We start from the raw sequence: 21,367 nt of genomic DNA on the forward strand, positions 1-21,367 counted from the left end.
TATTTTCAATTGGAAAAATGCGCGCGAAGCGGGCGAACCGGTAAGCCGAATGAAAGGCTGCGAAGACTTGATGCCCGGGGGGGCATTTGATCGCCGGTCGTACCGGTCGCCCCGCTTCGCAATAGCTAACTCAGTTTTTTGCCTCGCGGGGCCCGCATGCGCAACGCGCGCAAAGGGTACGATGAACACCGCACGGTTCGCCCGTGATGGCGTCCGTCATCATGGCGACCATCATGCGACGGCCAGCGTGATAGCGGATTTCCTCGCCGTAATAGGCAAGGCCACGGCTCGCCAGATAGCGTTCGCCAAGCGTGCCAAGCAGGGTACCGTCTCGGCCCAGATGGTAGCAGCAATGTCGATGCGGCTTGTTCGTCCACCAAGCCGGAACCGTCGACGGTGGGTTCTTCAGATGCTGCAATGAGCCTGTCGTCGGACGGGCCAAGGCGCGCCTTCACATGGTCGCGGCATTCTCTCCAATCGTCACCCGAAAAAGAACGGCATATGAAATTGCCGTCCGGCTTGAATGTCACCTGGAGGCTCCGCTCACTCCGGTATGGGCCGGGCCAGGGCAGTGAAAACTGTTACGCCCGGTGACTTCGCCACCAAGGGCGAGAGCAGCAGATTTAAGATTGATGTGAAGGAGAGTTACGTCGAAACTCTGCGCAAGCAGCATCAAGGGGATGTCGAGGATCTACGTTCTGGGCTGTCACCGATGGAGGTCGCGCGGCGTACCCAGGAGACTAGGTTAGGTCAGGGCCGGCAAGCCGCCTATTTGGGATCAGCGCTGACTGCCAGCGCAAAACAGCCCGCCGCACCTTCCGGCACGGCGGGCTCTATTGTCGAGCGTGAACAATTGATTGGCTAAGCGACGAATTGCTTCGGCGGGGTCTGAAGTGCGGTGATCAAGAGCCACAAAAACGCCTTCAGCCACCGAGCAGGAGGGAGAAGTTGTAGCCGGCTGCGGCCAGGATGGCATTGATCGCATCGCCTTGGGTGTGAGCGAGGTAATTGCGGCCCACTCTGTGTTCGTTCTTGATGTGGCCGATCACCGGCTCGACGGCCGATCGCCACCGCATCTCGCGCTTGATGGCCGGTGTCACGCGGCGCTTCTGACCGGCGGTGAAGACCCTGAACTTGTGGCTTTGCGGCGCGTTGTGGCCGCGGTGCCGGCATCGGCGAGGATGCGCTCGATCTCAGCACCGATAGTGTCTTCCATCGCAGGAATGATCTTTTCGAGCGTGTGCCCGTCGTAGGGGTTCCCGGGAAGTGCCATGGCGTGCACTTTGAACGCTTCAGCGTCGTAGCCACGGACACCCTCACCCCGAATTCGTAGGGTGCGTGCGCTTTGCCTTTTGTCCTTCAGTCCAGTGCGCGATCGGACGCTTACGATGGTTGTGGCATCTGGCAGGCGCAGTTCACCGGGGAAGCGTCTTTGGCCTTCGAGCCAGCCGGCCTCGCGGCTGACGGTGATGGCGCGTTCCTCAATGCGGCCATGGGCTTTGTCGAGATCGACGAAGCTGTCGAGGCAAATCGGCGGGGCATCATCGAAGTAGCGCTCGATCTCGGTGCGCAGCGTGGGCTGGTTGGCCTTGACGGCGAAGACATGCTCCGTCGGAACCTCGACGGCGACCTGCAATTCCATCGGGTGAGCCGCGCCGTCAGTTCCACGAAGGACCGTAGCGACAGTTCTTAATGGTCGAGACGATCAATCCGCTATGAGCGACGACGCCTTCTCGCTGTTCGAATTTCCCTGCAGAGAAGGTCATGCTCAAGTTCAACCATAGCTGCGAACGATTCCGCCTTTGCTGAATAAATCTGGATAAATCTGGCTTCGGCCGGATTAAATATTTCGATCTGGCCATGGCTCTCGTTTGGACGCTGACGGACGAGAGGCTTTGCTGTACGATGTAGCGAGATACGGTTCATCACCTTGAGCCGATCACGTGCGAAGTCAGGGAGTCGTCGTCCATGAAACTCCGCATTTCTGCTTCGGGCTGGCGATGCCGTTGCAACAGCAAGCATGGAATGTTCCCCTGCCGGGTTCCTCCCTCGCCTGATGTGATGGCGGCCACCTTTATGCAGTACCAAAGATCAGGTAAATCGGGCAAGCTTTCGTTCCGCCAATACTTGGTGGACATCGGATTTATCGACCCATCTATCGGTGTTGCCGGAATGGATGATGCGGTTCAGTTTGTGCCTACTCCTGGTGGGCCGGAGATGCTGGCGATCCCTGCACAACCAGTTCTTGGAGAGGTTCAAGTCAAGGCCCTTCTAGTTGACTTTTCCGATCGCCCTGGCGTTTTGCCCCCGTCCCATTATCAAGACCTACTGTTCTCCCAGGCCATCTACCCGACCGGCAGCATGAGGGATTACTTCAAGGAGGTCAGTCTCGGAAAAGTCGACGTTGTGGGGACTGTCGACGGATGGATCCGTATGCCGAAACCTTATTCTTTCTACACCAACAATGAATCGGGCACCAATTGGAATAGCTATCCTCATAACGCCCCCAGGCTTGCCGAGGATGCCGTCAATGCAGCACTTGCGGGTGGCGTGAAGTTCGCTCAGTCGCTGGATAAGTTCGGGCGAGGGATCGTGACCGCGCTGTTCATCATCCACGCCGGGCGCGGAGCGGAAGTTATGCTAAAGCCACAACAGGGCGGAGAGATCTGGTCGCACAAGTGGAATCTCCGCAACCCGGTCGAAGTGGCACCGAATCTCTCGACGACCATCTATCTCACCGTCCCTCACGACTGCAAGGTGGGAGTTTGCGCTCACGAGCTCGGTCATCTCGCCTTCCAGTGGCAGGACTTTTACGATCCGAACTATGACGAGGACGGAGCGGAATGGGATGGTTCAGGCGTGTGGGATCTCATGGCTGGAGGCTCCTACAACGGCAGTAGCGCGAGACCAGCTCACCCCGCCCCATTGCACAAATTGCAGCATGGCTGGATCAGCGCCTCTACCATCACTTCGTCCGGCAGCGTGAAGATCAAACCCTATACGGCCACGACTGGACATGTCTATAAACTCGTTAGTCCCAAGTTTGAACCAACGCAGTATCTCTTGTTGGAGAGTCGGAAGAGGGTAGGCTTTGACTTTGATCTACCTGGTGAAGGCTTGCTCGTATGGCAAGTGGACGAAATCAAGGAGCAGTTCGCCCCGGTTGCGCCAGGCCTCTCGCTTATCCAAGCAGATGGACGCAATGATCTGAACAGCCCAGACGATTGGAACCAAGGCGATGCCGCCGACCCGTTTCCCGGCAGCGAGAACAGGGTATCATTGACCGATACGGGAGTAGCGTCCACTTCATTCCCGGGCACGAGATCGGGCATCAGCCTGAAAAACATCAGCTTCAGCCACGATGGCATAGTCACTGTGGACGTTCGTTTTAGAGCTTCACCTAAGGGCAAGAAGGCAGAGTCCGCAAAGCAGACTACTGGCGCCAAAAAGGCAAGCGCGCAAACAAAGAGCGCGTCCGTGAAGCGAAGGACTGGTGCTAAGAAGATCACCAAGACTAAAGCGGCAACTGAAAATAAATCAGAAGTCAAGAACGGGTAAGAAACGAATCCCCGCCGCTCGGAGTTCTCGCCGCGGCTCACGGCGATCTCCGTCCCAATTGGTATAAGAACCTTATCGATCAGCCATGTTGTCGCTGTGGTCGCCAACGTGAGCACTTGGCCACCTCCCGCAGAGCGATATAATCTGGCAACTGCGATGGCGGTGTGCAAGTTACTTGCATCGAACCCGGTTTACCGGATCGTCGATCTGATCGAGGACCGCGTGCCGCTTTCAGAATCGCGCTTCGCCGACTGGTAGCTGGCCGCCGTCCGATATGGATCGCTTCGTCATATCCTCTGCGCATCACCGGCAATGGTTGCCGCGACACGGCTCCCTCGCTGCGCAGTTCGAAAGACGTACTAGTGCGTCCACTGCGCTGCCTTTCAAAGGCGTTAGGATATTTCGGTGTAGGCGGCCGCTCCAGTCAACGCGAGCCCTTGTGCCGAAGGTCAGCTTCGGAGGAGCGCGCGGAATGTCAAGAAATGTGGCGCGACCACGACCTCCGCTGTCATCGGAGTGTGTCCGCTTTCGGGAAGCAGCAAAGCTGATCCCTATGTCCGGGATTGGGCGCAAAGCTGTCGCCCGTCGAACGTCGCTCTTGGGTCATGAATTTCCCTTGACCTCCCCTTTAGGGAAGGTCTGCAATAGGTCGAAACAGGTAATCGCGTCGGACGGCTTGAGCTGCCCCGTGATCTCAATCGCGAGCCCGGCTTAGTCCACCATCTTGTAGGCGCTGCCGGCGTTGACCGCGTTTCGATCCGGTAACACCTTCGACGTTCTTTCATGTTATCCGATGACGCGCATCATGACGTTGAAGGGCTGAGCGAACAATGGCAGGCGCGCTGGCGCACCGGGCCGTTCATCGACGCTCGACGCCAACCGCGCACCGCAATCGGGCGCCTATTCCATTGCCGCAACCGGCCCGTCGGCACCCTGCCGTAAGTTGTCGGGCGGCAACGCGCAGAAGGTCATCCTCGCCCGCGAGTTCGCCAAGGCGAACCGGCTTTTGCTGTGCAACCAGCCGACGCGCGGGCTAGACGTCGGCGCCATCGAGTTCGTCCATTGCGAACTCCAGCGCAAACGCGACGAAGGCTGCGCCATCCTGCTCGCGAGCGAGGAACTAGAGGATCTTTTCGCGCTAAGTCGACGCATATGCGTGATGTTTCGCGGCCGCATCCTTGCGGCGCTCGATACGGAAAAAACCACCTATGACGAAATCGGCAGCTTGATGGCGGGCCACGAGAGCGAGGCGGCGGCATGACCGAGTTCAACCTCGTGGAATGGCGCCTCGAGCGCCGACTGGAGACGCGGCCGACCGCGCGCGTCGTTGCGCTTGCCGCGGCAGCGGCGGTTCTGGTGTGCAGCCTGCTTTTCGCCGCCGCAGGCGCCAGTCCACGGGCGGCCTTCGAGGCTCTCCTGAAGGGCAGCTTTGGCTCGTCGCGCGCCGCCGGCGAAACGCTGGTCAAGGCCACGCCTCTGATCTTCACCGGCCTTGCCGCCTGCGTCGCCTTCCGCGCGCGCATCTGGAACATCGGCGCCGAAGGCCAGGTCCTTGCCGGCGCCATGTTCGCCTACTGGCTGCAGCACAACCTCATTGGCTTTTCATCTTTCCTCCAAATTCCTGTGCTCATAGTCGGCGGCATTGTCGGCGGCGCATTCTATGCTGGCCTGGCGGGCGTGCTGAAGACCCGCTTCTCGGTCGATGAGGTGATTTCGACGGTGATGCTCAACTACATCATCGTCTATGTCATTTCGCTGCTGCTGCTGCGCGGCCCGTGGAGCGAGGCGGGCGCCTTCTTCGAGCAGACGCCGAAGGTCGATCCGAACTCGGTGCTTCCCGTGGTGTTTTCCGGTTCGCGACTGCATGCCGGCTTCCTGCTGGCGATCGCAGCGGCTGCCTTGGTTCACATGCTGTTGACGCGCACACCCCTCGGCTATGAGATCAAGGCTGCCGGTTCCAACATGCGCGCGCTCGACGTACAGGGTACCAATACGCGACGGCTGATCCTGGTGGTGCTTCTGGTTTCCGGCGCGCTTGCGGGGCTCGCAGGCATCACGGAAGTCTACGGCGTGCACTACCGCCTGAAGGCGGGCGTTATAGCAGGCTATGGCTACAGCGGCATCATCGTCGCCATCCTGGGGCAGTTGCATCCGCTTGGCGTCGTCATCGCCTCGGTGCTGTTCGGTGCGTTGCTCAACGGCGCCACGCTCATGCAGATCAAGACCGGCGTACCCGCGGCGCTGATCTATGCCATCCAGGCGATCCTGCTTTTGTTCTTCCTAGCCGGCTGGGCGGCGTGCAATTTCCGCCTGCGGAGGGTCGGCCGTGCTTGACGCTCTCTTTCAAGCCTCAATCCTGATCAGCGTGGCGGCGGCCACCATCCGCATCGCCACCCCGCTCCTGCTCGCGGCAATTGGCGAACTCGTCGCCGAGCGCACCGGCGTTTACAATATGGGTCTCGAAGGCATGATGCTGATGGGCGCTCTCACCGGCTATCTCGCCGCATATGAGAGCGGCTCGCTGTGGCTGGGCGTCCTTGCAGCCGGGTTCACCGGTGCGCTGATGGCGCTCGTCTTCGCCGTGCTGGTGATCACATTGAAAGTGGAACAGATCGTCACCGGGCTTGCCGTCAACCTACTCGGCGCCGGCCTTTCCACCTATTGGCTGCGTTCCGCTTTCGCTGGCCACGGCCAGACGCCGACCATCCCTTCTTCGCGGACGTGCCGATACCGGGCCTGAGCGATATCCCGGTGCTCGGCCCCATCCTGTTCGACCAGCGGGTGCTGACCTACATCGCCTTCCTCATGGTGCCGGCGGTGTGGCTCTTCCTGTTCCGGACGCGCTATGGGCTGATCGTGCGTTGCGCTGGCGAAAATCCTAAGGCCCTCGACGTAAAGGGGGTGAGGGTGGCCCGGGTCCAGTATGCTGCCGTGGTCTTCGGTGGCCTGATGGCGGGCCTCGCCGGCGCGTTCCTTTCTGTCGGCCAGGCGGCGCGTTTCGTGCCGGACATGACCAACGGACGCGGCTGGCTTGCGATCATCATCGTCATCGCCGGTCTGTGGCGGCCCTACCCGATTTTGGTAGCGGCACTATTGTTTTCCTTCCTAGACGCGCTGCAATTGCAAATCCAAGGAGTCGGCATCGCCATTCCTTACCAATATATGTTGATGATGCCCTATGTTGCAGCGATCGTCGCGCTGATGATCCGTCGCTCGCGGGCCAGCGCCCCGGCCATGCTGGGCGTGCCGTACACACGGGAATAGGAAGTTTCTTTGTGTTGACTGGCTGCGGTTGGTGTGGCTTCGAAATCTTGCCCAAACGCCGGTCGAGCAACCCAGCTTCCCCAGCCTCTTCGTAACGGTCGCGATAGCGGCGAAATTGCCGCTCCGACATGCCCAGCAACTCGCCTGCCTCCATCATCGAAAGATCGCCGTCTTCCCAGCGGCGCAAAACGCCTACAACTTCTGCATTCTCCGGTCCTGTAGCCATGCTGTCCGTTTCATCCCCAGCCTCCATCCGCTGGTAATAAAACCGGACAACTCACGTGCTACCTAATCCGGACAACTCATCTGCTTACGACACTCGGTTGCGGCGCGGTTGACAATCTTAACATTTATTGTGAAAGTATTGGTCTTCTCAATACTCTGGTGATGGGCGCATGTCTGTTGATTTTCGCTTAGAGCGAGAGCGCCTCGCTGCCCTGAGCGTTGATGTCGCGCATCTGTTGCAAAGCGCAGATCTCGCTGCGCCGGAAACGCATGCGGGTCGGGAAGCGCTTATCGAGGCGATCGAGGACCTGCGCGACGTCCTCAGGCCCGAAGCCGCCATTGCGCCGCCCCCGCCGAGCGACGCTCTCGCCGGGCCGCGCGGCCTTGCCATCGTTGTCGGCCACACTGCGGTTGCGCAGGGCGCGCGGGCGCTGTCGCCGCCTTTCCCTGCCGACAGCCCGGCGACTCGCGTGTCCGAGCACAACGAGTACGCCTGGAACACGGACCTCGCGATGAAAATCAAAGCCCTCGCGGAGACCGCCGGCGTGCGCTGCGAGATCTTCTTCCGCGATGGCGTCGGCATCAGAGGCGCCTACGAGGCGGTGCGCAGTTGGGGCCCCGAGGCGACTATCGAGCTCCACTTCAACGCCGCCGACGGGCGTGCACGCGGCTCGCTCGTTCTCTACGGCGCCGAGCAGTCGCGCCCTTGGGCGGAGACGCTGCAGAAGGCGATCGTCAGGACGTTCGACCGGCAGGGGCGCAGCGAGGATCGCGGCATCTTCATCCCCGGCGGCTCGCGCGGCTACGATCGCGGCATCGAGAGCGTGACGAAGGTGCATCCGTCCGCGCTGATTGAGCCGTTCTTCGGCGACAACGCCTCCGATGCGGGCCTCGGGGTGCGAAAGAAGGCCGAGCTCGCCCGCGCCATCCTGGAGGCGTTCGGCGCCTTCGTGCGCCGCGACGTAAATATCCCGGCGGACGGCGGGGGAGAGGAGGACGGCGACCCTCCGCCGGTCGCGGGCGACATTCCGGACGTCCCGCTCCTGCGCGAGCTGATCGCGACCTATCGCTCCGTGACGCCGGTGGTGCAGGGGCTCGCCACCGATGTGGTCGAGAGGCTGAAGGGCATCACGCTGGCGCAGTGGATCGAGGAGTCGGGTTGGGCAGGATCGCAACTCGCGGTGCAGCACTTCAACTTCGCAGGGATGAAGGGGATCTCGGAGGTGGACCGGATCCTGCGCGAGGCGCCGGCCACGAAGGTGGAGTACCGCGCCCACGACGGCGTCGACACGTATCTGAAGTTCGCCGGCATCCGCGACTTCGTGACCGGCTACTTCCTATTTCTCGAGCGCTCGCCGTACCGCGGCTGGAAGGAGATGGCGATGCGCTCGCCGCACGACTTCATACGCTTCATCGGCCGTACCTGGGCGCAGCGGGACGGCTACGCGAGCCGCGTTATCAACATCGAGCAACGCCTCGTCGCGGCCGGGGTCGTCCGCTCCGACGGCGGCCTCACAAAGCCAGGCGAGGAGGACGGGCCGGCACTGCTGATCACGGGCACGTTGTCTAGCGAAAGGATCGCGGACGAAGGAGCGACGGCCGAGTTCCTGGAGCTCGCAGCCGCCCTCGAGGCCGCGCCGCGCCTTGCGCCGGTATTCCCAGTCGTCGTTGCACAGTGTGGGCTGGAGTCGGACTGGGGCCGTTCGGATCTTGCCCGCGTGCACGCCAACTTCGCAGGCATTCCGTGGACGGAGATGCTCGCCGAGGTCGCCGCGCCCGTGCCGCATCCGACCGATCCGACGCGCGGAAAATTCTGCCGCTTTCTGTCGCCGACGTCATTTGTGCGGGCGTTCCTGCGCCGGCTCGACAACGATCCGACGTTTGCGGGCTGGATCGACAACATCGACGACGGAGCCAGGTTCGCCGCCTTTCTCGGCCGCACGTGGCGACCGAACGACCCGACCTATGCCGATAAGATCGCCGGCATCCTCGCCCGCATCGGTTCAGACGACGGCGGCCGCGATCCGATCATCGAGAACGCCGACGACGACACGCACGGGGGCGATGGCAGCACCACACTCACAGGACTCGTCTTGCAGATCAAGCGCGTCCGCGCCGAAAAACGGCGGGGCATGAAGGAGCGCACCGTCAGCACCTACAGGGTCTTCCACGACCGCAGGCCGGTCGCAGGCCTCTCCGGCATGATCTGCGAAGCGCGCGGACCCGGCGATAACTCGGCGACCGGCAGGCAGCGCGGCGCCCGCATCAAGGCTGGCATCTATCCGATGTTGACCCACGCCGGCACGCGCGAGATCGACGGCATCACCGCGTTCAAGACTTTCGGGTTCACCAGCAGCATCGAGGTCCGCAGGCCGCCGATGCCGGCGCTGCGCGTAGGCGACACCCGGTATCGGGCGGGCATCCTGATCCACCCCGGCAACGGCTGGCTGTGGAGTGTCGGCTGCATGAACCCGGCGGACGACATCGCCGACGCGCGCTCGGACATTCAGTACGTCGACAGCCGCGCCCGCGTGATCAGGCTGATCGAGGGGCTCAAGCGGGAGCTCGGATCCCGCTTCCCGACGACCAACAACCAGACCATCCCGCGCCTCACCTTAGAAGTGATCGGAGAGCCTCCGCCGGCGAGCGGTGACATCCTCGCCGGCGACGATCTCGACGCAGAAGCCTACGCTCGCGCCGAGCTCGCGGCAGCGCAGGCGACGCTCGCCGGCGACGCGCTCGCCGCGCCCGACATGGCCGACCTCTACGACGCGCTCGCGACCGGTATCGAGGCGGCGGCTCGGCTCGGCCAACCGGAAGACGGTGCGATCGACCACGTCGCCGCCTCGGGCGTGAACCTTGCCGACGTGAGGAGCGTCACCGGGGAAACACTGTGGACGGCATACGCGCTCGGCATCGGGGCAGCCTCCGCGCTCGACGACGTGCGCCGAGAGGCGGTGCTCGCCCGCCTTGACGCGATCGCGACGGCCCTTACCGCGGCCGGCGTCCCGCTCGATGACGGCACCGCCTACCACAGCGCGATGACGTCGGCGGCGCTCGGGAACGACACGGCGGCGCTCGAAGCGCTCATCGAGCGGGGAGCGCCTATCGACGCCTTCGACCGCTCCGGCGTCACGCCGCTGCTCGCGGCTGCGTTCGGCGGCGCGCCCGATGCGGTCGGCTTTCTGCTCGCCCGTGGCGCCGACCCGTCCAGCACCGTGCGGGCATCGTCCGACAACGAGGCAGGCGATCCGGAACTGCCACCGGCTGGCGCCGACGCCGCCGCTTGCGCTGCCGAGGGCGCTCTGCTCGCCGCCAGAGATCCGGCCCGGTTCGAGGACTTCGAGGCGGTGTCCGCGTTGGTCTGGAACCGCCTTAACCCGGTCCCGCGCTGAACTCGATTGAGGACATTTCGATGGCGCGATTTCTTCTCCTTCCCAAGGACGACGACGTTCCCGACGCGCTCGCGGGCGGCGATCTCAGCCTGTCGCCGCAGGCCCGCGCCGCCAAGGTCAAAAGCCTGACGACGTTCCGCAGGGCGCACGCCGATCCTCGCCTCAGTAGTGGTCGCGGCCTACGCGCGGTCGCAAACGTCAAGGTGATCGCGACGCCGCAGCGGCACACCCCCATCACGGGCGTCACCATCTTCGAGGGCACCGCGGAAGACGCTGAAAAAATTCAGGAGGCCGCGCCCGGCGCCGAGATGGTCGAGGACTTCCGGCTCGACCTGATCTCGCCTGTCCGCTCTGGCAACGGCGAGGCGCTCGCCGGCGACGCGGCAGCCGCGGGCATCGCAATCGACGCCGCCGACCTCGACAACTGGCATCTCGAGACGATAGGGCTCCTCAAGGCGCGCGCGGCCCGGTTCGGCCTCACCGGCACCGGGGCGACGATTGCTGTGATGGATACGGGTGTCGCCGAGCACCGCGAGTTGCAGGGCAAGATCGTCGACAATATCGTGTTCGACGTGGAGCAGTGGATCGCGAATTCGGTCCCCCCGGCCGATACCGATTTCATCACGCCCGGGCACGGCACCCACGTCGGCGGGATCATCGCCGGTACAAACGTTGGCGTCGCGCCGGGTGCCCGGCTCGCCAGCTACTCGATGATCCCTAACACGATCGGCTCGCTCAGCCACTTTGTTTTCGCGATGGAGCACGTGCAGACGCGGCCCGAGATCCAGATCATCAATATGTCGGCGGGCAAGCGCGAAACGGTGAACCGGATGCGTTACCTCGCACAGATTGCGCAGCGCACGGACACGCTGTTCGTCGTTGCCGTCGGCAATGAGGGGCCGAACACGAGTCGGTGCCCCGGGAACTACCCCGAGGTGTTCTCCGTCGCCGCCTCCGACCGTACGGACAAGGTGTGGGGCGGCGGCGGCATGGGTACCGTAATGTGGGGCGTGCAGGCGAGGGTGGTGCCCGACATCATGGCCCCGGGCGTGGATATCTGGTCCTGTCATCCCCGCGGAGGCTATCAGTGCCTCACCGGCACCTCGATGGCGACGCCGGTGGTCTCCGGCATCGCTGCGCTGATGATCGAAAAGTGGCCCGACATCACCCGGCCCCAGCTCATCGGCGAGTTGATGGAAGCAACCAACGCACTCAACCTGGCGGAGCCGCTGCAGGCGACCGGGCGGATCAAACTGCCGCAGCGGCTGCACGCGCCATGACGAATCCGCTGGCAAAGGCGGACGGGGCTCTGCGCAGCTTGCTCGCCGGCGATGCCTGCACCGAGGTGACGGTCGCCGCGATTCTCGAGCTCGACGCGCCCCCGTGGAGTGCGGCGAGGAGCCGCTCGGCGGCACCATTGAGGCGACCCAACGGCGCAGCGCAGCGCGCGAGAACGCCGCCGAGGCGCTCGCCCACCATACCGCAGGCACGCGCGCGGAGCTTGAGCGCCTCGGTCTTGCGCCGCGCGGGGGACGGCACGTGCCGTTCGTCACCGTGCGCGGGCCGGCCGATGTGATTCGCGCCGCGCTCAACCTTACTGGCGTCGTTAGCGCGGCGCTCGACGCCTAAACCAAGTGATAGCACCGACAGGAGTGAGGCTCATGCCCGAAAAGATCACCTACGAGGAGCTGCTGCGCCGGATGCATGACCCGGCAATTCCCGAGGCCGACCTGCGCCCGTACCTGATGGCTGCGCCCGAAGGCAACCCGCTCGACCCGGTCGTGGTGCCCAACCCGGAGACGGTCGTCGTGAGTGAAGTCGAGATGGACGCGGCCAGCGCGATCCGGATCGGCAACGGCCTAGCCCGCTGGCGCAGGCAGCGTCAGTTCAACCTGCGCCGCCTCGCCGGCGAGGCGCTGCCCGTGCTCGTCTCGGAGGGGGACTCCTGGTTCCAGTTCCCGTTCCTCATCACTGACGTCGTCGACCATCTCGGCGGTGCGTACCTGATCTGGAGCCTCGACGCCGCCGGCGACACCGCCCGCAACATGGTCGACTTGCGCCCGGAATACCTCGACGGGCTTAGGCGTTTCCCGGACGAGGTGCGCGCGTTCCTATTCTCCGCGGCAGGCAACGACGTCATCGGCGAGGACGAGAACGGCAACTCCTCGCTGCTCGGGATTCTCAGGCCATTCCGCCAAGGCGCCGGGGCGGGCGAGCTGATCGATCGCGACAAACTGCGCATCGTGCTCGCCAATCTCGCCGACGCCTACACCAAGCTGATCCGCACGATCCGGGCCGAGGCGGGAATGGCGCGGCTGCCGATTATCATCCACGGCTACGACTATCCGTTCCCGCATCCCTTTCTCGACGGCGGCGCCTCGGACCCGCGCCGGCCGCGCTGGGCCGCGCGCGATGAGTGGCTCGGCTCCGCCTTCGCTGCGCGCGGCATCGCTGACCAGACGCTGCGGCGGGAGGTGCTGACCATCCTTATCGATGCGCTCTACGCGACCCTTGCGGCGATCGCCGGCGACAGCGACCGCACGATGGTATTCGTTGTTGACTGCCGGGGCGCGCTGCCGCGGGTGGCGGACTGGGCGGACGAAATCCACGGGACCGACGAAGGCTTCAGCCGCGTTGCTGACCGTTTTCACTCCGTCCTAAAGCGGGCGCTAGAGCTATCGGTTTGAACAATCCCCTCGAGGTAATAGAGGTACACCCCTGAGCGCTCCCAACGCAGATGATCACCGTTTCCGCGGTTTGTCCGCAGATTGGTACATCGAAAGGACATGCCCCTCCGGGTCCTGTATATCCGCCGACCAGCCGCCCGGCGCATGACTGACCGGCGACCACGTCGTCGATGGCCGCCGTCCGCGATCTCGAATACGACGATGGGCGTGTTGCCTGGCCGCGACTCATGCTTGATGAAGAGCAATTCCAGGCCGTTGACCGTCGTAGCTGTCAGCCATGGACGGCCGCCGCCATCGTCGTCCATTCGCTGGACCGCCAAGCCCAGCACGTCTCGGTAAAACGTCTCAGTACCAGCGACGTCGTTGACATGGTACGGCACCCAGCCGGCAGTTGGCGAACATGGATCTACTCCTCTAACCAGGCCCAGTCGGCCCGAAGCTGCGATTTTGGCCAAGTTGAAGAACAGGCAGGGAACGTTCGTTGCTACCAGCTCTGCGTCTTCCACCGATCTCACGGATATCGGTTTCGATGGAACATCTGAAACTCTCGGCTATATTGAACATCCCCATCTGGAGATGATTGATTTCCTCGTCGAGGCCAACGCCGTCCGGATCGGTGTCGTAAGGCACGGTCAGCCGGTAGTCGCAATCGCCGAGCTTGACCATGGCATAGTCGCGCTCAAGCATCGCCTCAATCTGATCCCGGGCTGACTTTCGGCCCCGCCCGCGTTTGCTGAAATTCTCGACAATCAGATGCAGGGCAATGGTGGCGGATGGCCGCTTTTCCGGTAGTGCCGTCTTGTCCGGGATGGCATCAAGCGCGTGATAAACCGTCATTCGGGATATCCTGAGGTCACGGGCGACCCCGGCCTTGCTTGCGCCAGCGGCGATGCGGCGACGGATCTCGTCGTCATCCACGTCTTGGCACGTCCCTTGTAAACGCCTTCGGCCTTGGCGGCCTCAATGCCTGCTCGTTGGCGATCCTTGATAAACCTCAGTTCCATTACGGCGGGTGTCCGCGCGCCGATTTTCTGGCCCTGTCGGCAATGTCGTGGTGCAGCGCGGTGGCGAGGACGTGCCCTGTACCGAAAGCCACCCGCTTTCGTGTTTTAAGCATCGGTCAGTCCGTCGTGTTCGAGGACTATGCGGTGAAGGTCCGCCTCGACGATTCTCTTCGGTGGTCACGTCGCAGTGCTTGGCAACACGGGTACCTCAATGACACCTTCACACGATTATCCGCATTCACACACAATCCCGAGCCCGTCAGGCCTCGTCGTACACAAAAGATGTTTTTGTCTTACCACCCGGCTCAGCCCAGTCTGGGTTCGCGCAAAGCGCGGTGAATGCGCTCCAGGTTCGGGTCGCGACATTGGACGACCGGCTTTCTCGATTTAGTTCGTATCGGGCACTGAACTCTGCAGCGACCGTTTCCTCAGGATCGCCGCCCGAGCGGGACCAAATGATTAGCGCGCATTCGGCTTCCACCCTGCCGGAAACCCGCAGTTCCATTCCTTCGAAAACCTCTTCACGGGCCTCAAAGCCGCGGACAAGCTTCAGGTCGGCGGACGCATCAGGCAATTCATGCTCTCGCAGGTCTGTGTAGCGCGAGAGGGCTTCGCCGAGCGTCGTAGGCGGGCGGTTAGTCGCCGCGTCAGCTGAACGGCTGAACAGTGGGACGAACTGGAAGCCGTTTTCAGTGGGACGCGCTTTCACATCCTCCTCGAACTTGGCCCCTCCGTCTGATACAAAAGCCTGCGCGCTCGCCCGCACCCAATCGCTATTGCGAAATTTCAGCGTGACATTCCACTTGCCGTCCGACCGTAGCGGTCGCCGGTGCCGCAGGATGAATCCGGCTTGGCGATAGAGCGAGTGCTCGTCCGTGTCATAGAAGCGCACGAGGCGCTGCTTTTTGGCGCGGCCACGCTTCGGTAAGCCGCTCGTGTGGACATCGACAATGTTGGCGGAGTGGGAAAGACTCCGCCAACATTCTTCGACGGAATTCCTGCGCTGATCTGCGCCGCCGCGAAATCGATCAGCCCTAAGCATGAGCTTGTACTCGCGGGACTCTACGTGGCTGAGATCGAACGTTCTGTCGCTTCCCATTTTGATTACGAAGCCCCAATCATCCTCACTGGCGACACCTTTCGCCTCAGCCGAGATAAAATAACACTATCAGGGCTCTTGATGATGCATATCAACTTGGCAAAAAGGATTAACCTGCTTGCTTGAACAATCGCATCAGGATGGGTTTGAGTGATTAAGAGAGCATAATATTGTGTGCGGGAAATGTATGAATTGTCACGGTCATGATTTTTGCTGAGTGTCCGCTCCAAAAAGAGTTGAGTGATTTCAGCAGGTTGTGATTCCGTCGGATTTGCGAGATTCGATGGAGATCACGATGGCCTGGACTGAAATCACCCGTGCGCATTATGAGCGGCGTTGCGGCCGCTACGCAAGCGATCTGACCGATGCGGAATGGGCGCTGATTGCGCCGATGATGCCGTCGGCGAACCGCACCGGCTGGCCGCGCAAGACGGACCTGCGCGAGGTCGTGAACGCACTTCTTTACCTCGCCTCGTCGGGCGGCGCGTGGCGATTGCTGCCGAAAGACTTCCCACCCTTTTCAACGGTGCAGAAGTACTTCTATCGCTGGCGGGAGGAGGGCCAGTTGCGACCATCAGCAACAGCCTCGTCATGGCCGCGCGCGAGGCTGAGGGTCGGGAAGCGAGCCCGACGGCGGGCGTGATCGACAGCCAATCGGTCAGGACCACGGAAAGCGGCGGAATTCGTGGCTTCGACGCGGGAAAGAAGATCAACGGGCGCAAGCGTCACATCGTTGTCGACACCATCGGCCTGATGGTCGGTCTCGTCGTCCACGCCGCCGATTTCCAGGACCGGGACGGCGCACCGGCTGCCCTCAAGACCATTCTCGAACGCTGGCCGTGGCTGCGACACCTCTTCGCCGACGGCGGCTATGCCGTGCCGAAGCTCAAGGGCGCGCTGCAAAAGATCGGCACGTTCACCCTGGAGATCGTCAAGCGGACGGACGGAGCCAAGGCTTCGAGGTCCTGCCGCGCCGCAGGGTCGTGGAGCGCACATTCGCATGGCTGGGGCGATGCCGCAGGCTGGCCAAGGAACGGGAGAAATCTATCGCCTTCGCAGAAGCCTGGATATACGTCGCCCACATTCGCCTGCTCACACGCAGGCTCGCAAGAGCTTGATATCAAAACATCCTTTTTGATTCAGGCTCTGAGAGTTTCCGTGGAAAGATTTTCCGCGTGTCGGATCCGGATGCAAGAATTCGCAATGCCGGCGATCTCATCGAATATGCAAGAAGGACGGTGACGTCCTTATTCCTGGAGCTGGCGTCGGCGACTTAAAGAAGATACCGCTAAATACAGAGGTGTCCGTGCAGAGATATTGCCGACTGGCAGCCGGAGCAGTACGGTTTTCGGCCGCACAATGTCAGCGGATGGCACATCTGAATTCGGTTGGACGTCGACTCGAAATCTGCGCGGTCAGTTCATCAACGAAACGCTCGTGCGCGGCCGCCGGCCTGTCGGACCTTCGATCACTTCAAGCCGGCCGCTATAGCCTCTACTTGGGACGTCCAACTGGACGTCCATTTTGTCTTCTCTTGCCATGCACAAGACCCCGTCCATATCGGAGGCGTCTCGCATGGTCAGGTCAGGCCGAGCAGATCAGAATGCGAGGGGGGCCAAATGAGCGCTTACCCCATTGAGCAACACAGTGCGCTTCTCGAATCCCGTCGGCTGCGCGATCCCTTCCTTGGCGTGAGCATAGAAGCTCGCAATCCGACGCAATCGAAGGTATGATAAAACGGCATTGGAAATTGCTCTCTATACTTGATGCGGCAGATTTGCCCGTTATAGTTGTGACGCGCCTGACCTAACCTTACGCAGAATTGGTCCTCTGGAGAGCTGGTAGACCATGGCAGAAACCGCCGACCTTGCTGCGGTCCCGACGGCCGCTCAGCCTCCCAGCACAGCGTGGAGGGAGGTAGTTGGGGCATCCGAGGACACGTTGTTCGAGGGCTTCGCACGTGAGATCATGGCCTCGCAGAGGGAAGTGGCCGCGGAGACGGGCGGACCGCTCCGCCGTGGTTTTCATGCCAAGCTCCACGCGGGGTTTGTGGCCGAGTTTCAGGTCCTGGCTGATCTACCGGACCATGCGCGTTTCGGAGTGTTCAGCGAGCCCCGGGTATTCCCGGCACTGGTGCGGTTTTCAAACGGTGGGCCCGCGCCTCGGCCGGACAAACACCCTGAGCCGCGAGGCGTCGCCATTAAGCTGATTGGAGTCCACGGACCGAAATTGTTGCCGGGTCAGGAGGATGCGATCACTCAGGACTTCCTTGCCACGAGCCATTCGGTCACATCGACAGTCCGAAACGTCGAGCAGTTTATGGCTTTCATCCGAGCTTCGCAGAACCGCTTGACCATGCTCGTCACGCTCGCTCGCGCGGTGGGCGCTCGCGAAGCCCTCCGCATCCTAAGGGCCCTTATCAGTACGGTTATCCTCAGTCGGGTACGCAGCATGGCCAGAGAGCAGTTCTCCAGCACTGCGCCAATCAAGCTTGGGCCCTACGCCGTGAAATTCACGGTATGCCCCGCGGAGGGAACTGAGCCGACTGAAGGCCGTCCCCTAACACCCAACTTCCTTCGAGATGAACTGGCCGAGAGACTTCGCAGGGCGGACCTTATGCTGGACTTCCTGGTCCAATTCTATGTGGACGATACCCGCACCCCGATCGAAGACACCTCTGTCACGTGGGACGCGCCACTCGTGAAAGTTGCGAAAGTCCGCATTCCAAATTGCGATCTGGATCATCCGCCCACCCATGCAATAAGCGAGGAGGTGGATCGCCTGTCGTTTTCCCCATGGCATGCGACAGAGGATCATCGCCCGTTAGGCAACATAATGCGCGCCAGGCGAGTTGCATACGAGGCCAGTTCAACACTTCGGCATCATAGTCCCGAACCGACTGACCTCCCTCACATCGAACTTCGCTCTACCTGAACATCCAATCAACGAGATTTATAAAAAGCTTACTTACTGTTACATTCAAATGATGGATCGTGTACCAAGGCTATTATTCGGAAGCTTTTCTCTTCCAACATGCGCCGTCCACCACTTATGAATAGCGCGACGAGTTGAACAACATCAATCGCCGTCCTCATTTGCCAAACAAATCATGCCATGCTCCGCAGGAGCAATACTAAGTGTTTAAGCTCGATGAACTATAAATAACATTGGAAATCTGGTAAACAGGCAGGAAAGACGGCTTAGCGCCGCACGATTTCTATAAATAGAGGCGACCCATGGCCTTGGAGCACGCGCCGACATCGTTATTCGCTCCATGGAAGCTTGGACGGTTGACCCGCCGTTAGAGAAGCTCGTTTAGTACAGGGTTCAAAGGTGGATACAATCGCTACGGGACTTACGCCGATCCCATAGGGCGTCGGAGGCACCACTCTTAACTTTTAGCCCGCCGGCCCGCATGCACAAGCTGGTACTGCGGCAATCATCGCGCAGATGGCGACCTGATCATCCTACGCCTCAAGTGAGAGGCGCAGCCACCGCTTCCGCCTGCTGGCGCGGGTCTACAGCTCCTGCCCACGCTTTCTAGCAAGCGTCCAGCCCGCCTTCAATTCCTCCAGGCTGCTCGCGCCCGCTGTTGAACCGGCAAAAGTGGTGATTGAGCGTAAGAGTGCTGATCAGTATCCCGTCAGTTCATTGGCCGTGGGGGGTCGTGGGACTTTACCATCAAGCACGCGCGACATAATTGTCGTCAGCGTTGAGGCGTCATTGTCGAAACCGCCATGACTTGTCGATTTCGTATCGTCACTTCTGGAATAGCTGACGGACAGCCGCTCCGACTTGGGCATCTTCTTGGCAAATAGCTCCATTCCAGCTAGAGCGGTATTCGCCTCATTCTCGTAGGCACGTGAGACTAGGTAAAGCAGCGACCGGCCGTAGCCCGGCAGCGATCCGATGCCAACCTTGTCCTCCAGTTCAAGCTGACCGCTGAGGTTATAGAGATAAATCTTGTCCTCCAGCGGCAGCGCGCCGTCACCCGTCAGGTACTTTCCGTAAAACTTTGTAAAAAAAGCGACTGTGCAGGCGGGTGCCATGAGATGGATACTGCCTAGCTGCATGTTCGTCAGTTTGAAACGCTTCAAGGCGCCAAGGAACTGGCCGAGCATGATCGCGCCTGCACTGTGCCCGACGAGGTGCAGCTTTGGGCGACGCTCGGCCTTATCGAGGCCTTTCAGCAGCAGAGAAAGGCCGACGAAGCCCCCGTCATACTCGCTGTCCGGCGTGAACGCTGCGCTGGCATCCTGCTTCATGTTGCGCCACGCGGCGCTACCGAACGGTTTGCCGATGGTTTCAAAAAGCAGGTCGCCGAGAAAGCCACCCGCGCGCCCGGTCTCGGTTTGCGAAAGCCGCCCGAAAGCCTCGTCGACGAAGCCCGAACCCCACATTAGGTGGAAGTTATAAATTTTGTTGCGTGCGAAGATGTCGTTGCGCTTCCAGGTGGCTATCCGGTGCGCTTCGTCGTCGAGCGTGTTGAGGCCGCCATGCGCATAGATAACGAGATGATCGTAGCCCTTGCCATTTTCGTCGCCGGGGTCCTTGTTGGAGTTCGGATCCACGAGCCGCTTGACCGTTTCTTTCATCTCAAGTTCGTTCGGTGATGCGTAGCGGCCGCTGGTGATGTAGCGGCCGTCGTCGATGTTGATAAAGTGCCCGACGATGTCACCGCGGTTTGGCCCGGTGGCGACGTACGGCGTCGTGGCACCGGCCGGCACCGCACGCGGAAGGGCGCTGAACGCCGTGGGCGCGCGCACACCTAGCTGTAACACCCAGCCGTCCATCATTGTGGCGGCCCAGTCCTCGTATAGCCAGTGCGCCATGCCGTTGCGGCCCCATTGTGGCCCCCATGAATTCAGCACCCAAAACCCTTCCGCGTCATAGCCGACGATAACGAAGGCGTGGCCACCCGCCGGGGCGCCGCCGGGCTTGATCTGGCGCTCTATTGACGAACCGCCAGCCTGCGTCGGCCAAGCGCCCGGGTTCTGCCAGTTGGTATGTATTTGGGCGGAGGCATAGATCGCGCCTATCTCCTCAAGGGCGGCATGATAGTCTGAAAGGTCGGGCTGCAGGCGATAATATGCGCCGAGGCGGGTTTCGCGCGCTTCTTTGGCCATCTCGTAGGTCAGTGTCCATTCGCCCTCGGTGCCGTCGGGGGCGAGCGCCTCACTGCAGATGCCGTTCCGAAAAAAACCTTTGACCGCGCCGCGGACGCTCGAGCCAAAATAGGTCGTGCCAATCCATTCGTCGTTGCGCTTAGCCATTTCGTAGAGCATGCGCGCACTCACCCGCTTCGGGGTCGTCAGCAGGTTCTCCCGGTGGAGCAGGCCGTCTATCACGTGAGCCAGAGCATGGCCGGTGCAGCTGGATGCAGCGCCCTGGTCGCGCACCTTGAAGGCAATGCGAGGATAGATGCTCGGGCTCAGCGCTCTCAGACGCGGCTGGTAGATGCGGTCGCGGACGTCCGGGAGGTCAGGCAGAATGTCGAGCGTCCGACCACCGAGCTTCGTCGGCGCGGCACTGAACGTTCTATTGCCAATCTTGATCGAATCTCCGGGCGTCTCCGTCGTGCTGGCCGCAGCATCGGCCGGGATGTTCGCGGCGTCCAATGGCGAGGGTTCGCCGCCGAGCATCTCCTCCGCTTTCTCGGTGGTTAGTGGATCAGGATGAGGGTGCCCGGTTTCGGGCGGCGTGATGGCGGCCTGACGGCGCACTGCCGCTCTGTTTTTGGATGGAGACCTTGCCATGATCAGCCCTCGTTCTTTGCCATGAGCTATGGCTGTTTATATCTGCAACGCCGAAATACCCGCGAACGGCGTCGATGGTCTGTCCAATCAGGGCGAGCTCACAGTCTCAAGCAGCTCTAAGTCGTCCCGCCTGGCATGTATTAACTAGGGGATCCAAGAATCTTCAATGACATTCACAGCTCCAACGTACGTCAGGCGGCTACACTGCGAGGTGACGCCGACAACGCGCGCCCCAAACCTCATGCTGTTCGATATCGCAAAAATAATCATACTATGAGATCGACAGCAATCGGCGAAGAAATGTCTCTGACATATAAATCTGATATCTGACCTTCAGATTGCCAAATGTATGGCTTTCCAAATCATCCCGTAAAGCGCA

The 21,367-nt window shown here is 61.5% G+C and carries 17 protein-coding genes and 4 pseudogenes; 14 read left to right on the forward strand and 7 right to left on the reverse strand.

The genetic code is table 11. The features are described from left to right. Nucleotides 1–130 precede the first annotated feature (130 nt). Nucleotides 131–418 carry a hypothetical protein gene (locus tag AC0L3D_RS15210; RefSeq protein ID WP_473644839.1) on the reverse strand — a complete coding sequence of 96 codons (288 nt, stop codon included), beginning with the start codon at nucleotides 416–418 and terminating at the stop codon, nucleotides 131–133. 153 nt (nucleotides 419–571) lie between these two features. Here AC0L3D_RS15210 and AC0L3D_RS15215 point away from each other — a divergent pair, with 153 nt between their 5' ends. Beyond that, a complete protein-coding gene (locus AC0L3D_RS15215; RefSeq protein WP_473644841.1) occupies nucleotides 572–865 on the forward strand; it encodes a hypothetical protein in 294 nt (97 codons plus the stop codon). Here the strand turns inward: AC0L3D_RS15215 and AC0L3D_RS15220 are convergent. Both AC0L3D_RS15220 and AC0L3D_RS15225 read right to left on the reverse strand, forming a co-directional pair. Then, nucleotides 862–1,353 (reverse strand): annotated as a pseudogene (locus AC0L3D_RS15220) (IS5/IS1182 family transposase); the annotation flags it as partial. The gene AC0L3D_RS15215 and the pseudogene AC0L3D_RS15220 sit on opposite strands and share 4 nt — an antisense overlap. Then, nucleotides 1,352–1,600: pseudogene (locus tag AC0L3D_RS15225) on the reverse strand (ISAs1 family transposase); the annotation flags it as partial. The pseudogenes AC0L3D_RS15220 and AC0L3D_RS15225, both read right to left, overlap by 2 nt. Nucleotides 1,601–1,968: 368 nt before the next feature. On the opposite strand from AC0L3D_RS15225, the gene AC0L3D_RS15230 reads away from it, so the two are divergent. The 5 genes from AC0L3D_RS15230 (at nucleotide 1,969) to AC0L3D_RS15250 (ending at nucleotide 6,822) form a co-directional block, all read left to right on the forward strand. Then, entirely contained in the window at nucleotides 1,969–3,558 is a 1,590-nt protein-coding gene (locus AC0L3D_RS15230; RefSeq protein WP_473644843.1) for a M6 family metalloprotease domain-containing protein, read from the forward strand. A gap of 943 nt (nucleotides 3,559–4,501) precedes the next feature. Continuing rightward, complete coding sequence (locus AC0L3D_RS15235; protein ID WP_127211871.1) at nucleotides 4,502–4,819, forward strand: ATP-binding cassette domain-containing protein; 318 nt, start codon at nucleotides 4,502–4,504, stop codon at nucleotides 4,817–4,819. Continuing rightward, nucleotides 4,816–5,892, forward strand: a complete 1,077-nt coding sequence (locus tag AC0L3D_RS15240) for an ABC transporter permease (RefSeq protein ID WP_473644845.1) — start codon at nucleotides 4,816–4,818, stop codon at nucleotides 5,890–5,892. The genes AC0L3D_RS15235 and AC0L3D_RS15240 overlap by 4 nt, the downstream gene beginning before the upstream one ends. Then, complete coding sequence (locus AC0L3D_RS15245; RefSeq protein WP_473644847.1) at nucleotides 5,885–6,298, forward strand: ABC transporter permease subunit; 414 nt, start codon at nucleotides 5,885–5,887, stop codon at nucleotides 6,296–6,298. The genes AC0L3D_RS15240 and AC0L3D_RS15245 overlap by 8 nt, the downstream gene beginning before the upstream one ends. 11 nt (nucleotides 6,299–6,309) lie before the next feature. After that, a complete protein-coding gene (locus tag AC0L3D_RS15250) occupies nucleotides 6,310–6,822 on the forward strand; it encodes an ABC transporter permease (RefSeq protein ID WP_473644849.1) in 513 nt (170 codons plus the stop codon). A 64-nt stretch (nucleotides 6,823–6,886) separates the two neighbouring features. Here the strand turns inward: AC0L3D_RS15250 and AC0L3D_RS15255 are convergent. After that, nucleotides 6,887–7,075 (reverse strand): annotated as a pseudogene (locus AC0L3D_RS15255) (helix-turn-helix domain-containing protein); the annotation flags it as partial. A gap of 142 nt (nucleotides 7,076–7,217) precedes the next feature. Between AC0L3D_RS15255 and AC0L3D_RS15260 the strand changes: the two are divergent. From AC0L3D_RS15260 to AC0L3D_RS15275, 4 genes are all read left to right on the forward strand, one after another. Then, a complete protein-coding gene (locus tag AC0L3D_RS15260; protein WP_473644851.1) occupies nucleotides 7,218–10,442 on the forward strand; it encodes a glucosaminidase domain-containing protein in 3,225 nt (1,074 codons plus the stop codon). A 20-nt stretch (nucleotides 10,443–10,462) separates the two neighbouring features. Further along, nucleotides 10,463–11,722: a S8 family peptidase gene (locus AC0L3D_RS15265; RefSeq protein ID WP_127211975.1), complete on the forward strand. Its 1,260-nt coding sequence runs from the start codon at nucleotides 10,463–10,465 to the stop codon at nucleotides 11,720–11,722. Between the two features lie 103 nt (nucleotides 11,723–11,825). Next, entirely contained in the window at nucleotides 11,826–12,071 is a 246-nt protein-coding gene (locus tag AC0L3D_RS15270; RefSeq protein WP_473644853.1) for a hypothetical protein, read from the forward strand. A gap of 32 nt (nucleotides 12,072–12,103) precedes the next feature. Continuing rightward, nucleotides 12,104–13,129, forward strand: a complete 1,026-nt coding sequence (locus AC0L3D_RS15275; RefSeq protein WP_473644855.1) for a hypothetical protein — start codon at nucleotides 12,104–12,106, stop codon at nucleotides 13,127–13,129. Between the two features lie 414 nt (nucleotides 13,130–13,543). Here the strand turns inward: AC0L3D_RS15275 and AC0L3D_RS15280 are convergent, their stop codons facing one another. Further along, complete coding sequence (locus AC0L3D_RS15280) at nucleotides 13,544–14,047, reverse strand: hypothetical protein (protein WP_473644857.1); 504 nt, start codon at nucleotides 14,045–14,047, stop codon at nucleotides 13,544–13,546. A 345-nt stretch (nucleotides 14,048–14,392) separates the two neighbouring features. Continuing rightward, nucleotides 14,393–15,025, reverse strand: coding sequence for a hypothetical protein (locus AC0L3D_RS15285; protein WP_473644859.1), 633 nt, complete (start codon nucleotides 15,023–15,025; stop codon nucleotides 14,393–14,395). Between the two features lie 45 nt (nucleotides 15,026–15,070). Here AC0L3D_RS15285 and AC0L3D_RS15290 point away from each other — a divergent pair, with 45 nt between their 5' ends. The 4 genes and pseudogenes from AC0L3D_RS15290 (at nucleotide 15,071) to AC0L3D_RS15305 (ending at nucleotide 18,166) form a co-directional block, all read left to right on the forward strand. Continuing rightward, on the forward strand, nucleotides 15,071–15,358 hold the full coding sequence (locus AC0L3D_RS15290) for a hypothetical protein (RefSeq protein ID WP_473644861.1): 288 nt from the start codon (nucleotides 15,071–15,073) through the stop codon (nucleotides 15,356–15,358). 157 nt (nucleotides 15,359–15,515) lie between these two features. Next, a complete protein-coding gene (locus AC0L3D_RS15295; RefSeq protein ID WP_473644863.1) occupies nucleotides 15,516–15,875 on the forward strand; it encodes a transposase in 360 nt (119 codons plus the stop codon). After that, nucleotides 15,824–16,350 (forward strand): annotated as a pseudogene (locus AC0L3D_RS15300) (IS5 family transposase). The gene AC0L3D_RS15295 and the pseudogene AC0L3D_RS15300 overlap by 52 nt, the downstream one beginning before the upstream one ends. 730 nt (nucleotides 16,351–17,080) lie before the next feature. Next, nucleotides 17,081–18,166 carry a catalase family protein gene (locus tag AC0L3D_RS15305; protein WP_473644865.1) on the forward strand — a complete coding sequence of 362 codons (1,086 nt, stop codon included), beginning with the start codon at nucleotides 17,081–17,083 and terminating at the stop codon, nucleotides 18,164–18,166. Nucleotides 18,167–18,864: 698 nt separating this feature from the next. Here the strand turns inward: AC0L3D_RS15305 and AC0L3D_RS15310 are convergent. Next, nucleotides 18,865–20,988, reverse strand: coding sequence for a C1 family peptidase (locus AC0L3D_RS15310; RefSeq protein ID WP_473644867.1), 2,124 nt, complete (start codon nucleotides 20,986–20,988; stop codon nucleotides 18,865–18,867). Nucleotides 20,989–21,367 lie beyond the last annotated feature (379 nt).

This window comes from Mesorhizobium sp. WSM4837, from assembly GCF_055811435.1.

Bases quoted from the DNA above. Each gene is read 5' to 3' on its own strand.
- AC0L3D_RS15310 (WP_473644867.1), bottom strand. From the start codon at position 20,988: ATGGCAAGGTCTCCATCCAAAAACAGAGCGGCAGTGCGCCGTCAGGCC.
- AC0L3D_RS15240 (WP_473644845.1), top strand. From the start codon at position 4,816: ATGACCGAGTTCAACCTCGTGGAATGGCGCCTCGAGCGCCGACTGGAG.
- AC0L3D_RS15230 (WP_473644843.1), top strand. From the start codon at position 1,969: ATGAAACTCCGCATTTCTGCTTCGGGCTGGCGATGCCGTTGCAACAGC.
- AC0L3D_RS15305 (WP_473644865.1), top strand. From the start codon at position 17,081: ATGGCAGAAACCGCCGACCTTGCTGCGGTCCCGACGGCCGCTCAGCCT.
- AC0L3D_RS15275 (WP_473644855.1), top strand. From the start codon at position 12,104: ATGCCCGAAAAGATCACCTACGAGGAGCTGCTGCGCCGGATGCATGAC.
- AC0L3D_RS15260 (WP_473644851.1), top strand. From the start codon at position 7,218: ATGTCTGTTGATTTTCGCTTAGAGCGAGAGCGCCTCGCTGCCCTGAGC.
- AC0L3D_RS15295 (WP_473644863.1), top strand. From the start codon at position 15,516: ATGGAGATCACGATGGCCTGGACTGAAATCACCCGTGCGCATTATGAG.
- AC0L3D_RS15265 (WP_127211975.1), top strand. From the start codon at position 10,463: ATGGCGCGATTTCTTCTCCTTCCCAAGGACGACGACGTTCCCGACGCG.